Origin of the sequence: Phenylobacterium sp., assembly GCF_036501465.1 — a bacterium.
In the GTDB taxonomy this organism is placed as follows: domain Bacteria; phylum Pseudomonadota; class Alphaproteobacteria; order Caulobacterales; family Caulobacteraceae; genus Phenylobacterium.
The window spans coordinates 1-14,257 of the sequence record NZ_DASYAF010000067.1; the positions used below are offsets into that span (position 1 = coordinate 1).

Annotated in this window: 12 protein-coding genes and 1 pseudogene; 4 read left to right on the forward strand and 9 right to left on the reverse strand. The window is 70.4% G+C overall.

Annotation, left to right across the window (positions count from 1 at the left end):
• The first annotated feature begins 244 nt into the window (after positions 1-244).
• Positions 245-895: a glutathione S-transferase family protein gene (locus VGL85_RS07105; protein WP_331587498.1), complete on the forward strand. Its 651-nt coding sequence runs from the start codon at positions 245-247 to the stop codon at positions 893-895.
• 11 nt (positions 896-906) lie between these two features.
• On the opposite strand, the gene VGL85_RS07110 is transcribed toward VGL85_RS07105, so the two are convergent.
• A complete protein-coding gene (locus VGL85_RS07110) occupies positions 907-1,419 on the reverse strand; it encodes an SRPBCC domain-containing protein (protein WP_331587473.1) in 513 nt (170 codons plus the stop codon).
• Positions 1,416-1,766, reverse strand: a complete 351-nt coding sequence (locus tag VGL85_RS07115; RefSeq protein WP_331587475.1) for a metalloregulator ArsR/SmtB family transcription factor — start codon at positions 1,764-1,766, stop codon at positions 1,416-1,418. The genes VGL85_RS07110 and VGL85_RS07115 overlap by 4 nt, the downstream gene beginning before the upstream one ends.
• A 143-nt stretch (positions 1,767-1,909) precedes the next feature.
• Here VGL85_RS07115 and VGL85_RS07120 point away from each other — a divergent pair, with 143 nt between their 5' ends.
• A complete protein-coding gene (locus VGL85_RS07120) occupies positions 1,910-3,226 on the forward strand; it encodes a hypothetical protein (protein ID WP_331587477.1) in 1,317 nt (438 codons plus the stop codon).
• Here VGL85_RS07120 and VGL85_RS07125 read toward each other — a convergent pair.
• Positions 3,199-3,603 (reverse strand): response regulator, encoded by a 405-nt coding sequence (locus VGL85_RS07125; RefSeq protein WP_331587479.1) that lies wholly within the window; start codon positions 3,601-3,603, stop codon positions 3,199-3,201. The genes VGL85_RS07120 and VGL85_RS07125 overlap by 28 nt on opposite strands.
• Before the next feature lie 24 nt (positions 3,604-3,627).
• Positions 3,628-5,781: a hybrid sensor histidine kinase/response regulator gene (locus VGL85_RS07130; protein WP_331587482.1), complete on the reverse strand. Its 2,154-nt coding sequence runs from the start codon at positions 5,779-5,781 to the stop codon at positions 3,628-3,630.
• A 315-nt stretch (positions 5,782-6,096) separates the two neighbouring features.
• Here VGL85_RS07130 and VGL85_RS07135 point away from each other — a divergent pair, with 315 nt between their 5' ends.
• Positions 6,097-7,890 carry a tetratricopeptide repeat-containing protein gene (locus VGL85_RS07135; protein WP_331587484.1) on the forward strand — a complete coding sequence of 598 codons (1,794 nt, stop codon included), beginning with the start codon at positions 6,097-6,099 and terminating at the stop codon, positions 7,888-7,890.
• A 12-nt stretch (positions 7,891-7,902) separates the two neighbouring features.
• Here the strand turns inward: VGL85_RS07135 and VGL85_RS07140 are convergent, their stop codons facing one another.
• Positions 7,903-10,005 (reverse strand): toll/interleukin-1 receptor domain-containing protein, encoded by a 2,103-nt coding sequence (locus tag VGL85_RS07140; RefSeq protein ID WP_331587486.1) that lies wholly within the window; start codon positions 10,003-10,005, stop codon positions 7,903-7,905.
• 3 nt (positions 10,006-10,008) lie between these two features.
• Positions 10,009-10,107: pseudogene (locus tag VGL85_RS22145) on the reverse strand (PEPxxWA-CTERM sorting domain-containing protein); the annotation flags it as partial.
• 1,530 nt (positions 10,108-11,637) lie between these two features.
• Between VGL85_RS22145 and VGL85_RS07150 the strand changes: the two are divergent.
• Complete coding sequence (locus tag VGL85_RS07150; protein WP_331587490.1) at positions 11,638-12,393, forward strand: methyltransferase; 756 nt, start codon at positions 11,638-11,640, stop codon at positions 12,391-12,393.
• Between the two features lie 37 nt (positions 12,394-12,430).
• On the opposite strand, the gene VGL85_RS07155 is transcribed toward VGL85_RS07150, so the two are convergent.
• From VGL85_RS07155 to VGL85_RS07165, 3 genes are all read right to left on the reverse strand, one after another.
• Complete coding sequence (locus tag VGL85_RS07155) at positions 12,431-12,727, reverse strand: SemiSWEET transporter (protein WP_331587492.1); 297 nt, start codon at positions 12,725-12,727, stop codon at positions 12,431-12,433.
• A gap of 82 nt (positions 12,728-12,809) precedes the next feature.
• Positions 12,810-13,850: a serine hydrolase domain-containing protein gene (locus VGL85_RS07160; RefSeq protein ID WP_331587494.1), complete on the reverse strand. Its 1,041-nt coding sequence runs from the start codon at positions 13,848-13,850 to the stop codon at positions 12,810-12,812.
• Between the two features lie 40 nt (positions 13,851-13,890).
• Positions 13,891-14,257 (reverse strand): hypothetical protein (locus VGL85_RS07165; RefSeq protein ID WP_331587496.1); only part of this gene is annotated, 367 nt, incomplete at its 5' end.

Sequence of the window (14,257 nt, forward strand, 5' to 3'; positions counted from 1 at the left end):
ATGAGCGGAGGCATGGCTTGTGCGGCAGGAAGCCCATCTCGCCCCGCGAAGCGGGCTTTCAAACCCCGGACCACACGGACCACACGGAACCCAGCCAGCGGCCCGCGTTGGTGTGGTTCGTGTGGTCCGTGGTTCAAAAAACCTTGAGCTCCGCGCGAGCAAAAACTCGTGCCCCTGTCGTGAAGCTCGCCGCCCGTTCGTCCTCGGGATAGGAATCCCCAGGGCAAAAACCATGAGCCAGCCGATGAACCCGACCATCACCGCCTTCAAGGCCTCGCCCGACCGCGGCCGCGGACTGGCGCGCGACCTGCGCGTGCGCTGGGCGCTGGAGGAGGTGGGCCAGCCCTATGACGTGCGGCTGGTCACCTTCGCCGAGATGAAGGCGCCGGCGCACCTGGCGGTGCATCCCTTCGGGCAGATCCCGACCTATGAGGACGGCGGCCTGGCGCTGTTCGAGACCGGCGCCATCGTGCTGCACATCGCCGAGCGCCACCCGGGCCTGCTGCCGGACGAGCCCGCCGCGCGGGCCCGCGCCATCGCCTGGATGTTCGCCGCGCTCAGCACGATGGAGCCGCCGATCGTCGAGCGCGGCATGGCGGGCCTGCTGGAGCGCGACAAGCCCTGGTTCGACGCGCGCCTGCCGATGCTGGACGAGCGGGTCCACGCCCGGCTCAGCCAGCTTTCCGATCGCCTGGGCGGGGCCGACTGGCTCGACGGGGCGTTCAGCGCCGGCGACCTGATGATGGTGACGGTGCTGCGCCGGCTGGAGCCCACCGGCCTGCTGGAGGCCCATCCGACGCTTGTCGCCTACAGCGCCCGCGGCCAGGCGCGGCCCGCCTACCAGCGCGCTTTCGAGGCGCAATATGCGGTGTTCGTCGCGGCCTCGGCCGGTTGAACCGGGTCCGGCTAGCCCGTCCAGCCGAACCGGCTGTCCAGCTTGGTGAGCTGGCTGCGGAAACCTTCCAGCGACATCTGCGTCCAGCGCGGGTCGAGGTGGGGATGGATGGTGACGATCATCCGCGCCTGGTCGCCGGCGGGGCTGAAGTCCACCTCGATGGTGTGCTCGTAGGGCGCCGAGCCCGGGACGAAGTCGATCAGGTGGGTCAGCGCCAGCCGCCGGTGGGGCCGGAACTCCGCATAGGTTCCGCGCGTGCCCTGCGACAGCGGCTGGCCCATGCCTTCCATGGCCGCGATCGCCTCGGGCGCGTCGGCGATCATGTCGTAGGCGAGGGTCCCGCCTTGCCGCGGCTCCAGGGCGTGGACCTCGACGCGGAAGCCCTCGGGGCCCCACCAGGACTCGAAGCCGGCCTTGGTGGTCCACAGCGCCCACAGCGCCTCGACGTCGGCGCGGTAGATGCGCTCGATGACCACGGCGGCCTGCGGCGCGGCGGCGGATGCGGGGGTCTCTGTGCTGCTCATTGATCCGGCTCCTGTTCGACGGCGGCCTTGGGGTTGCGGTTGGCCTCGAGGGCCGCGCCGAAGCGGTCGAGGCGGGCTTCCCAGAGCGCCCGGTAGTCCGCGAGCCAGGCCTCCAGCGCGCGGAACGGCTCCGCCTGCAGTTCGTACAGGCGCCGCTGGCCGTCCGGGCGCACGGCGACGAAGCCGGAGGCCTGCAGGATCTTCAGGTGCCGCGAGACGCCGGACTGATGGATCCCGGCCTCGCGCACGATGTCGCCCACCTGGCGCTCGCCGCCCCGCAGCGCCGCCACGATGCGCCGCCGCGTCGGGTCGGCGAGAATCTCGAAGGGCTCGAAATGCGTTTCCATGTATATACATGAATACGCATATTACAGGGCGCGTCAAGCCGGCCCGTCGGCCCAACGGCAGGCCGTTAGGCTCCTATGAACAACTCCCGCGCGAAAATGCGTGGGTCTAGGGCACACCGAAGGGTTGCGGCCAAGAGGTTCGAATGGGACCGTCAGACGGAAAGGGCCGGCTCGGCGCCGGCCTGCTGAGCGCACTGGCCGAGGTGGCCAGGCGGCTGCTGCACGACAACGACGGACATCGCCAGTCCGGCGGCGTCTCGCGTCACCGCGCGGCGGGCGAGCGGCCGGCCCAGGCCGTGGTGCCGGTCGCCACCTTCCGCATGGTGGGCCTGGCCGAGATCCAGGCGCGCCTGGGCGACCGCTGGCCGGCGCTGGCCGAGAAGGTGCACGCCACGGCTCGCAGCGTCATCCAGCGCCACCTGCTGCGCGGCGACGTCTTCGAGCAGCACGGCGACGACGGCTACCTGGTGCTGTTCGCCACGCTCGGGCCGGACGAGGCGGAGTTCAAGAGCCGGGTCATCGCCCGCGAGATCGTCGAGCGGCTGCTGGGCGAGGGCGACTGCGAGGCCGCGGGCCTGAACATCGCCACCCAATGCGCCGCGATCCCGGCCGAGGCGCTGCTCGGCGGCGACCTGGAGCTGGTGGTCGGCCGCGCGCTGCAGGCGGCGGCCGAGGCGGCGCCTGCCGCGGCGGTTGAGACCTCCTCCGCGGTCGCGCCCGACGCGGCCCAGGCCGAGGAAAGCCAGCACAGCTATTCGCCGGTCTGGGACACGCGGCAGATGACCCTGCTGCACTTCCGCGCGCATGCCGCCCAGCCCTGGACCGAGTTCGACGACCGCACGCGCGAGGTCCAGGCCTACAAGGCCGACATCGCCCTGGTGCGCGCCGTGGCCGTCGACCTGCGCGGCCTGGCCGCCGAGGGCCGCCGGCTGCCGGTGACCGTGGCGATCGAACACTCCAGCCTGGCGGTGAACAGCCAGCGCGCCGCCCTGATCCAGGCGCTCGCCGCCATCCCGGGCGCGGAGCGCAAGATCCTGACGCTGGAGATCGGCGCGCCGGCCGACGGCTTCTGGACCTATGGCTGCAAGTCGTTCCTGGAGATGAGCCGTCCGCTGGGCGTCGGCCTAGCGGCGCGGGTGCGCCTGGACGAGCCGCAGGCCATGCCGCCGGCCGGCGGGGTGAAGTGCGTCGCCACCGATCTGGAAGGACCGCCGCGGCGCGAGGCGGCCAGCCTGCGCCTGCTGACGGCGTTCGGCGGCCTGTCGCGGGCGCAGGGCCACGAGGCCGCGGCCTATGGACTGAAATCGCGCGCCCTGGTGCTGGGGGCGCTGGGCGCCGGGTTCCGCTATGTGGCGGGGCCTGCGGTGCATCCGGACGTGGGCGGGCTTTCCACCGCCCTGCGCTTCGAGCCGATCGACCTCTACGCCGACGTTCAGCGCGCCGCGGCGCGCTCCTCGTAGCCGCCGGCCGCGGGCTTCAGCGCCGCCTCCACCGCCGCGACCAGCTCGGCCTGGCGGATCGGCTTGGTGAGCGTCGCCGTGGCGCCCAGCTGCTCGGCGAGCGTCAGGAACAGGTCGCCGCCGCGGCTGCCGCCGCCCGACATGGCGATGATCGGCGTCTCCGGCGCCCGGCGGCGCATCTCCCCGATGGTCTCCACGCCTTCGCGGTTGGGCATGATGATGTCGGTCAGCACTAGGTCGGGCTTCTGGATGTCGAACTGAGCCAGGCCCTGCTCGCCGTCCTCCGCCTCCACGACGGTGTGTCCCGCACGCTCCAGCAGGGCGCGCAGGGTTCGCCGCAGCATCTGCTCGTCGTCGATCACCAGGATAAGCGCCATCTCACGTCCTCCTTACGCGTCACATCAACCGGCCGCCGAAGCGGGCGGGGCCTGGGCGGAGACGACCTCCTGGGCCAGGGCCTCGCGCAGCTTCGCGGCCAGTTCGGTCACCCGGTAGGGCTTGCTGATCACCAGGTCGGCGCCGGTCACCCGGGCGTTGTTGGCTGTGGCCGCGCTGGTGAAGCCGGTGGTGAACAGGGCCTTCAGGCCAGGCTGCGTCTGCCGGGCCGTGGCGATCATCTCGATGCCGGTCATGCCGCCCGGCATCACCACGTCGGTGAACACCAGGTCGACGCCGTGGTCCTGGGCCAGGACCTCCAGGCCCGCCACGCCGTTGTCGGCCTCGACGATCTGGTAGCCCAGCTCGGTGAGCTGGCGCACGGCCACGCGGCGGACGTCGACGTTGTCCTCGACCACCAGCACCCGCTCGCCGCGTCCCTTCATCGGGCCAGCGGCCGGCGCCTTGACCGTCTCGGCGGCCTCCTCGGAGCGCGGCAGGTAGAGGCGCACCGTCGTGCCGTGGCCGACCTCGCTGTAGATGCGCAGCTGGCCGCCCGACTGCTTGGCGAAGCCGTAGATCATCGAAAGGCCCAGGCCGCTGCCCTTGCCGACGCCCTTGGTGGTGAAGAACGGCTCGATCACCTTGGCCAGGATCTCGGGCGCGATGCCGCCGCCGGTGTCGGAGACCGCGATCACCGCGTAGTCGCCGGGCGGCAGCTCGGGATTGTCGGGATCGACCGTGGCGTTGGTGGTCTCCACCGTCAGCACGCCGCCGTCCGGCATGGCGTCGCGGGCGTTGATCACCAGGTTCAGCAGCGACGATTCCATCTGCGCCGGATCGAGCTTGGTGCGCCACAGGTCGCCCTTGAGCGCCAGCTTGACGGTGACCGCCTCGCCGAGCGTGCGCCGCCACAGGGGCGCCATGCCTTCGACCAGGCCGTTCAGGTCCACCACCCGCGGGTCCAGCGTCTGGCGGCGCGAGAAGGCCAGCAGCTGCTTGGTGAGCTCCGAGCCCTTCAGCGCCGCCTCCAGGGCGGTGTCGGCGAACTCCTTCTCCAGCGAGCCTTCCTTCAGGTCGCCGCCGATCAGGTCGAGGTTGCCGATGATGATGGCCAGCAGGTTGTTGAAGTCGTGGGCCAGGCCGCCGGTGAGTTGGCCGACCGATTCCATCTTCTGCGCCTGGCGCAGCTGGGCCGCGGCGGTCTCGCGATCGGTGACGTCCTGGCAGAAGCCGATCAAGCCGATCGGCTTGCCGTGGGCGTCCAGCTCCGGCCGGCCCTCGACCCAGCAGTGCCGCTCGCTGCCGTCGGTGCGCTGCAGCTTGAGACTGAAACCGAAAGCCTCGGTGTGCTCGCCGTCCAGCAGGGTGCGCAGCCGCGCCCGGCCGTCCTCGTCCAGGCGCTCCATCATCCGCTCCACCGAGGGCGCGCCCTCGGCCGGATCGAGGCCGAAAATCTCGTAGAGCGCGTCCGACCATTCGGTGCGCGCGCCGCCCAGCGCCTGGCGCCACGAGCCGATCTTGGCGATCCGCTGGGTCTCCTGCAGGGAGGCCTCGGCGCGGCGCACGCCGGCCAGGGTGGCGTTGAGCTCGCGCCAGGCGGCCCAGAGCTGCTGGCGCGCCGACCAGAACTCCACCGCCAGCATGCCGATCACGAAGGTGGTGGCGAAGGCCCGCAGCACGTGGCCGTCGCGGAGCGCCGCCTTGGCCAGGCCCCAGCCCACCAGCCCCAGGATGCCGACCCACGGCACCAGGCTGGCGGCCAGGATGAGCGGCGAGCGGTAGTGGCGCATCAGCACGTGCACCAGGGCCGCGCTGATGATCGCAAAGCCGAACAGCTTGTCGCCGCCCTGGCCCTTGGCGATCAGGAACAGGGACGCGAGCGCGAAGAGGGTGGTCACCACCACCCGCATGGCGGCGGCCACCCGGGCGCTGAACGGCGCGCCGCCAGGCGCGTTCGCGGCGCGCTCCAGCAGGCGGTCTTCGACGAGGGCGGCGACCGCAGTGGCGACCATCCAGCCCGCCACCAGCTTCCAGGGGAAGGTGAGCAGCGCGGTGAGCCCGATCATGCCGATGCCCAGGCCCTGGACGATCAGGTTCTGCACGCCATGGAAGGCCGAAGGCGTCGCTCGTCGGCGCATCGCGCCCTTGAAGGACGGCAGATATTCCGCCAGAGCCATGACGCCGCTCCTCTTCGCCAGGCGAAGCCGCGGAAAGGATTGCTCCCAGGGAGTTAAGAAACGCCTTCCTGCGACGCGAGGCCGCACAGGCCCCGAACGGCCTGGATTCAACCCAGAAGCGAAACCCGCCACTTCGCCGATAGTGTTGCAATGGACGGGGGCGCCATGTCCCTATAGCGTCACCGTTACATCGAGCGGCGAAGGCCTCAGCGCCTACGCCGGAGCCGTGAGGGACTGGAGCGGCGTGCGGATTGTGACGCTAGAGACGCGGCGTTGGGGCCGCGCGTCGGCGCGTCCTTCATCGGGCGGGACGGCGTGAACGCGCCTGTCACTCCGGAACGGGCCTTGGAACAGGCGGCGGCGCGGACGCCGGACCAGCGCGCGCGTTCGGTCCGCGCGGCCCTGGGCCGGGGCGACCTGCTGGGCGCCTTCGACGAGGTGGTGCGCCGGGGCGACACCGACAATCCGGACCTCAACTATCTCGAGGTGCTGACCCTGGCGCGCCTGGGCGACACCGAGCGCGCGCTGAAACTCTACGACGACTATCACCTGGAGGAGATCGGCGGGGTCGATCCGCTGTCGCTGAAAGCGCGCCTGCTGAAGGACCAGGCCTTCGACGCGCCCTCGCCCGATCCGGAGCGGCTGCTGGAGGCGGCCAAGCTCTACGAAGCCGTCCACAAGCGCACCAACTCCACCTATCCGGCGATCAACGCGGCGACCCTGGCCCGGATCGCGGGACGGCCGCGGCTCGCCCGCTCGCTGGCCAAGCGCGTGGCCGACGACACCAGCGCCAGCGGGGCGACCGATTACTTCTCGCTGGCGACGCTGGCCGAGGCGCTGGCGGTGATGGGCGACGTGGCCGGCGCCCGCGCGGCGCTGGAACAGGCCATCAAGGCGCCGGACGCCGACGTCGGCGCGCGCTCCACCACGGTGCTGCAGCTTCGCCGGCTGATCGCCGCCCTTGGCGACGACCACGGGATGGAGCCGCTGCTGGAGCTCATCGAGCCGCCGAAGGTGGCGATGTTCTGCGGCAACATCTTCCTGAGCACGCCCGAGCTGGAGGCCGACCTGGCGGGACGGATGCGCGCGGTGATCGCCCGCGAGGACGTGGGCTTCGGCTACGGCGCGCTCGCCGCCGGCGCCGACATCATGATCGCCGAACTCCTGCTGGAGGCGGGCGCCGAGGTGCACGTGGTGCTGCCTTTCGCCGAGGCGGACTTCCTGGAGCAGTCGGTGACGCCGGCCGGCCAGGACTGGGTGGCGCGCTACCACGCGATCCGCGAACGGGCGGCCTCGATCACCTTCGCCAGCAACATGAGCTACATGGGCGAGATGGCCCAGTTCGCCTATGGCTCGAAGGTGTCCATGGGCATGGCGCGGCTGCGGGCGCGCCAGCTCAACGCCGAGGCCGTGCAGCTGGTCATCGTCGAGGAGCGCGGCGAGCGCACGCTCAGCGGGTCGGACGTGACGGCCTGGCGCGACACCGGCGGTCGCGCCGAGGTGGTCATCGCGCCCAAGCTGACCCGCCCGGTGATGCCGCCGCCGCCGCCGCAGATCGACGTGGAGCGCGGCGCCTACGGGCTGATGTTCACCGACTATCCGGGCTTCTCGAAGCTGGACGAGCGGGTGCTGCCGCTGTTCTGGGAGGACGTGATGGTCCGCGCAGCGCGCTCGCTGGAGCAGCACGGCGAGGTCATCCGCTCGGGCAACACTTGGGGCGACGCGATCTTCGCGGTCTTCCAGAACGCGCCGACGGCGGCCCAGGCCGCGCTGGACCTCTGCGAGGAGCTGAAGAAGGTCGACTGCAAGGCGCTCGGCGTGCGCGAGGGCACCGCCATGCGGATCGCCCTGCACTACGGCCCGACCTATTCCGGCTACGACCCGGTGACCCGGCGGACCACCTACTACGGCACCGAGGTCTCGCGCGCCGCGCGGATCGAGCCGGTCACGCCCTCGGGCGCGGTGTACGTCACCGAACCCTTCGCCGCGGTGCTGGAGATGGAGAAGAACCATCCCTTCGACTGTGACTATGTGGGCAAGATCGCGCTGCCGAAGGGGTATGGCACCTATCCGCTCTACCGCCTGTCGCGGAACCCGGCCGGGCGCTGAGCCCGGCCTGGGCTAGCGCGCCGGAGCCGACTGCGGCCCGCCCGTCGCCGGCGCCTTGCCGCCTGCCGCTGGCGCGGCGGTCGCGGTCGTCGTCGTGGCGGGCGCCGCCGCCGCCGGCTTGGCGCTGGATGGAGCGGCCGGCTGGGGCGCCGGCGGCGTGGCGACCGGCGTCGGCTTGGGCGGCGCGAGCGCGCGGCAATCGGCGGCCGACGACTTCGTGAAGCTGGCGTCCGGGCCCATGGTCTGGCGCAGGATCGCCAGGCCGGCCTCACAGCTGCGGCGCGCCTCGCCCATGCGGTTCGCGTGAGCCAGCACCTTGGCGCGGTTGACCAGCAGGTCGCCGTGGTTCGGATGGATCTTTCCGTAGCTGACGTCGTAGTTGTGCTTGGCGTCGTCCAGGGTGGCGAGCGCGCCGGCCGTGTCACCGCGCTGGGACTGGACCAAGCCCAGGTACACTTCGGCGATGCCGATCAGGTAGTGCGGACCCTTGAACGCCTTGCGATAGATGGCGATCGCCTCGCGCAGCGACCGCTCCGCTTCCGGCAGCATGCGCAGGCCCTGGTAGATCTGACCCTGCATGGACAGGGTGTCGGCGAGCGTCGCGTTGTCCGGGTCCAGCACCGCGCGCTCGATGCGCAGGGCGTTGGCGATTTGGGTGCGGGCCTTGGCAAGCTGGCCGGCGTTGAACGAGTTCTGGGCGAGCGCGAACCAGGCCTTGCCGGTGGAAACGTGGTTGGCGCCGAGTTCGGTCTGGAAGAGCTGAAGCGACTGGGTCAGCGAGGCGTCGGCGGCGGCGAACTGGCCGTCGTCGGACAGCAGGAGCCCGCGGTTGTTGAGCACGGCGGCGACGGCGCCCGGCGGCCGGTCGGCGGCGATCCGATAGTCGGCGAGCGCGCGATCGAAGGCGGCGATGCCGTCCTTCACCTTGGCGCCGGAGATCAGCAGCTTGCCCTCGGCCAGTTCGGAGCGGGCGTGCAGGACCGCGGTGGACGGGGTCAGGGGACCGATCAGCGCCTTGGCGTGGCGCACCGCCTCCAGGCCCTTGTCCATCGCGCCCTGCCGCGAATAGGTGTCGGACAGGACCAGCAGGGCCTCGGCGCCTTCCGGCCCCGACCGTTCGATCGCCGGCATGGAGGCCTCGATCGCGCCCTGTGTCTGGGCGAACAGGCCGAGGTTGTTGTAGGCGCGCCCGAGCGTCGCCAGCAGCCGCGCCTGGATGGCCGGCTGGTCGGCCAGTTCGCGCCGCGCCCGCTGGGCGCTGCGGTCCAGGATGGTCATGGCGGTGATAGTGCGCGGGTTCTCGACGGCCGGATTCGACAGCTCGAAGGTGCCCACCAGGTAGTCGGAGGCCGCGCGGGCGGCGGCGGCCTCGTGCTGGGCGATGGTGCGCTGGTTGTTGGCCTCGATCCTGAGCGAGTTGGCGTAGAAGGCCAGCCCGCCGGTGACCACCATGCCCATCATGGCGCCGACGGCGACGGTGGTGATCTGGGCGATGCGGCGCTGGGTCTCGCGGCGGACCAGCTCGTCGAGCTTGAGGCCCGTGAGGCCGGCGATCAGCTTCTGGGTCGCCAGGCGATAGCCGTCTGCCTCGCGGCGGATGTCGGCGGCGATCGGCTCGGCGCGGACCTTCGACAGCTTGCCATTGGCGCCCATGCGGAAGCGCAGAGCCTGGGGGAAGCACTCGCTGTCGTGGGCGCCGGGGACGTCGGAATCCGAGGCGTAGGGCTCACCGTCGGCGACCACGGCCAGCACCCGGGCGTCGCCGTGCACCCGCTTGAACTGGATGATCTCCTCGTTGACCCACCGCGACTTGGCCGAGGCGGGCGAGCAGATCACCACCAGGAACATCGACTGGCGGAGCGCATTGCTCAGTTCGGCGGAGAGGTCACCCGAGGCGGGCAACTCCTCGCGGTCGCGGAAGATCGGGCGTAGCCGGCGCGGCACGGCCCCCACGCCGGTGACCTTGCCGATCAGCTTCGCGGGGATGCGGTAGGATTCCACCTCGCGGTGGAGCCACTGGGCGAGCTTCTTGTCGCGGTGGCTGTAGCTGATGAACGCCCGATACGCGTAGGCTTCGTCCTGTCGGCCGAGAGTTTCCGCGTTATCTGACGTCATACCTTAGCTGTACGACAGCACACGCCGGCGCCGCAACGCCGCGCCCGTCAGGCCGAAGCCCATGATCATCAGGGCCCAGCTCGCCGGTTCCGGCACGCCGCCGCCGTCCTTGGTGAAGTCGACGTTGCTGAACGGCGTCACGCTCTGCGGCGAGAAGCAGATCTCGCTGTTGTCGTCCGGGCAGGTCGACGACGAGCGGGCGTCGGATTGGAACAGGGCGAAGTCGGACACGCCGCCGCCGCGGCCCACGGGGTCGCCGAAGCCCGAATAGCCGACCAGGCATTCCTTGTCGCTCGGGCACGGGTCGGAGATGTCCACGTAGGAGCTGGCGACATAGTAGAGCTGGGTGCTCTGGCCGGCGGCCAGCAGGAAGTTGTTCAGCCCGATCGTGATGTCCGTGGCGTCCCACTCGTAGCCGGCCATGTTGTCGGAGTTGTTCAGGCCGGCGGCGTCCGGATAGACCGCCTGGAAATTGGTGAGGGTGCTCTGGGCGTCGGAGATCTGTGAGAACTCAACGACGTTGCCGTCCGCGTCGAACCCGAGGCTGACCGAGCCGGTGATCTGATAGAGCGGCAGGACGTCCGGCGTCGTGGCGTAGTCGGCGCCGTAGACGTCGAAGGTGAAGCCGGCGGTGCCGATGGTCTCGGTGTTGAGACGGCCGGTCTTGTTGAGGTCACCGAACGAGCCCTTGGAGTCGACACCGTAGCCGGTGAAGACGTCGCCCCCGACGGGGTTGCCGGTCGTCTTCTGGACCATGAAGCCCATCCCGGCCTGGATGATCTGGGAGTCGATCGAGTCCAGGGTCACCGCATTGCGGCCGGTGTTGGTGAGCGTGGCGACGACGCCGGAGGTGGCCGTGGCCGACGCGCCGGAAATCGTGCCCTCGTCGATCGAGAACGGCCCACGGGCGGCGACGCCGCTCGTGAAGCTCGCGGTCTGGTTCTTGACCTTCACGTTCGAGGTCAAGCTGCCGCCGTAGTTCGCGAACTCCGGATTGTTGTTCTTGTCGAGAACGGGGTTGCCGTTGGGCTTGGTGACGGGGTTGGTGCTGACCACGTAGCCGCCGTTCGGGAAGGTGGCCGCTTGGGGCGTTTCGCTCGAGTCGATCCAATCGAGCGACGAACCCGTTTGCGGCGTGAAGCTCAACTTCACCGCGGCGTTCGCGGACGACGCCGCCAGCAGTGCTCCGACCGCTGCGACGTAAACCAGGCTGCGCATAGATTATCCCCCAACGACAAAGGTCCGCGACAGGCCCGCGCCTGCAGACCTGCCTTAACTCATTCTTCACTCTATCACAGTCGAGCTTGGCGCCGATCAAGTTCTTCTGTGAGTTGAATATGCCCGGCCGTTAACCTTAACGGGGTTCACGGATGATTTCGCCCATCTGGCGAATTCCTGCCGAAAACTGAGACTCTACCGATTGTCGCGCGGCGCGACCCGTCGAATGCGGGGCGGTGGCGCCGGTCGGCGCCGGGCGCGCCGCGACGGCCCGTCCCGGCGGAAATCGGCGTTTCGGGCCTGCCGCAGGGACGCGGCCGTTCGTCGCGGGGAGGCGCCTGTCCGCCGCGACGGCGCAGGCGGCGGTCGTCGGGGCTGGCAGGATGGGGGCTCGACCTTTTGGGGAGCCACCCGATGAAATCCACCCTGATTGCGGCCGTCGCGGCGGCCGCGCTCGTCGCCGGCGCCGCCGGCGTTTCCCGCGCCGCGGCCCCGCCGGCCTATGTCGCCAAGGCCGTGGCCGATCCCTCGCGTCCGAAGAACGACGTCGCCCAGGACGCCAACCGCGCGCCCGCCGAGACCCTGGCCTTCGCCGGGGTCAAACCCGGCATGACGGTGGATGAGCTGTTTCCCGGCGGCGGCTACTTCACCCGTATGCTGAGCGATGTCGTGGGACCCGGCGGGAAGGTGATGGGCGTCGAGAACGCCGGCTGGAAGGGCGCGGGCAAGGCCGACCAGGACATGATCGCCAGCCTCGCCCAGAAGAACGTCGACCTGCAGATCAAGCCCTTCGGCCAGATGGACCTGCCGGCCGGCAAGGCCGATGTCTTCTGGATCACCCAGAACTACCACGACCTGAAGATCGCCAAGTACGGCGTCGTCGACATGGCCGCCTTCAACAAGGCCGTCTTTGCGGCGCTGAAGCCGGGCGGGACCTACTTCATCCTCGACCACCAGGCGAACCCCGGCATCACCACCGATGAGATCGCCAAGCTGCACCGGGTGGAGAAGGCCACGGTGGTCCGCGAGGTCACCGCCGCGGGCTTCAGGCTGGTGGGCGAGGGCAAGTTCCTCAACCGGCCGGGCGACGACCACACCAAGGAAATCTTCGACCCCGCCATCCGCTTCAAGACCGACCAGTACGCGCTGAAGTTCGTCAAGCCGGCCTGAGCCGCCTCACCGTCGGAAAGGCTCCCCTTCGCCGGGGTCAGGAGGTCGGGTCGAGCTTTCGGGCCACGGTCTTGCGCTTGCGCTGCGGCAGCAGCTTCATCGCCAGGATGAAGGCGGCGGCGACGAAGCAGACGCCGTTGGACGCCACCAGCGGCCAGTCCTTGCGGCTGACGCCATAGGCGAGCCATAGGCCAAAGCCGCAGACGGTCAGCACGTACATCGGCGTCGACAGCGAGCGGGTGTCGGCGGTGCGGACGATGCGCCAGGCCTGCGGCAGGAAGCTCGCCGTGGAGCAGCAGGCCGCCGCCGCGCCGAGGATCGCCACCAGATTCATCCACCGTCTCCCGGGTCCTGCCGGTCTCAACGCACGGCGAGGCTTTCCGGCCGCATGGCCTGGGTGGGCGGGACCGGCGGGCTCAGGCGATCGCCTTGGACAGCCGCAGCCAGAGCTGCTGGTCGAAGGCCTTGTCGGGCGCGGCCGCGCCCATGCGCACCACGATCAGTTTCTGGCTGGGGACGACGTAGAGCTTGCGGTCCAGCGCGCCCAGGGCGGCCACCAGGTCGGCTGGCGCAGCGGGGATCAGCGGGCCTTCGACCCGGTTCGCCAGGGGCTTGATGGTGAAGGGGCTGCCGTTCAGCCACCACAGGCGGCCATAGGCGGGGTTGGTCGCCGAGCGGGTGAACATCGCCTTCATCCCGGCCTCGGAGACGATGCGCTTGCCGTCGGCGGCCTTGCCGCCGTCGAGCACGACCTGGCCCAGCCTGGCGGTGTCGCGCGGGCTGGTGACCAGCCCGGTGGGATTGCCGACGTCGGCGAAGGCCGCCGGGCGCTTGCGCCAGGAGGTGTTGCTCATGCCCGCCGGCGCGGTCAACCAGTCGTGGGTGATGGCCTCCAGCGACGACTTGGCGGCGGCCGCCAGGATCCGCTTGGTGATGGCGTAGACCGGGGTGTTGTAGAGGAAGACCGTGCCGGGCGGGGCGGCGTAGGCGAAGCGTTCGGTCAGGCCCGAGCTCATGGTGAGCACGTCGATGACCCGGATCCTCGCCTCCTGGTCCGGCTGGGCCTTGGACCAGCCGGCGCCGATGTAGGCCGAGACCGGCTTGGCGACGTCCAGCAGGCCCTTGTCGACGGCCACGGCCGCCAGCACCGAGACAAAGCTCTTCTGCTGCGAGGCGACATCTTCGAGCAGGGCGCCTTCGGCGGTGGTCTCATAGGCGAAGTTCTTGAACGCGCCCTCGGTGGGCGCGGGCCAGTTCTTCTCCACCAGGGTCTTGCGGTTCCGGATCACCAGGAAGCCCGTGGTCTTCTGGCCCTGGACGTAGTCGAGCACGGCCTGCCAGGCCGGCGAGGCCGCGGCTTGGGCGGCGGCGGCCAGCGGGCTGGCGAGCCCGCCTCCAAAAGCGCCGAGTGCGGCGGTCCCGGCCACGACGGTTCTACGGGAAGGTTGCGGGCTCATGTCGGCTCCTGGTCGCATTCCGGTGTTGATCCTCAAGGTTTCAGCGGGCGCTGGAGACCCGTCGCTGCAGGGCCTGCGCCTCGGCGGGCTCCTGCATGCCGAGGCCCCGGGCCAGCATCAGCCGGGCGACCTCGGACTGCATGAAATAGAGGATGTTGCGGGCGCCATCGGCGGCCTGGGCGGCGTCACGCGCGGCGAGCCCGGCGCGCATGGTGCGCCAGTGGTCGAAGACGCCCTGGGGATAGTCGCTTTCCGCCAGGCCGACATAGGACCAGTGCCAGCGGGTCTTGCGGCGGACCGCGGCGATCATCTTCTGGGCGTCGGCGCTGGCGCAGCCGGCCATCAGGCTGAAGATCACCTCGCTCTGATGGATCAGCTCTTCCGCCGTCTCCCTGGCGTCAGCGTCG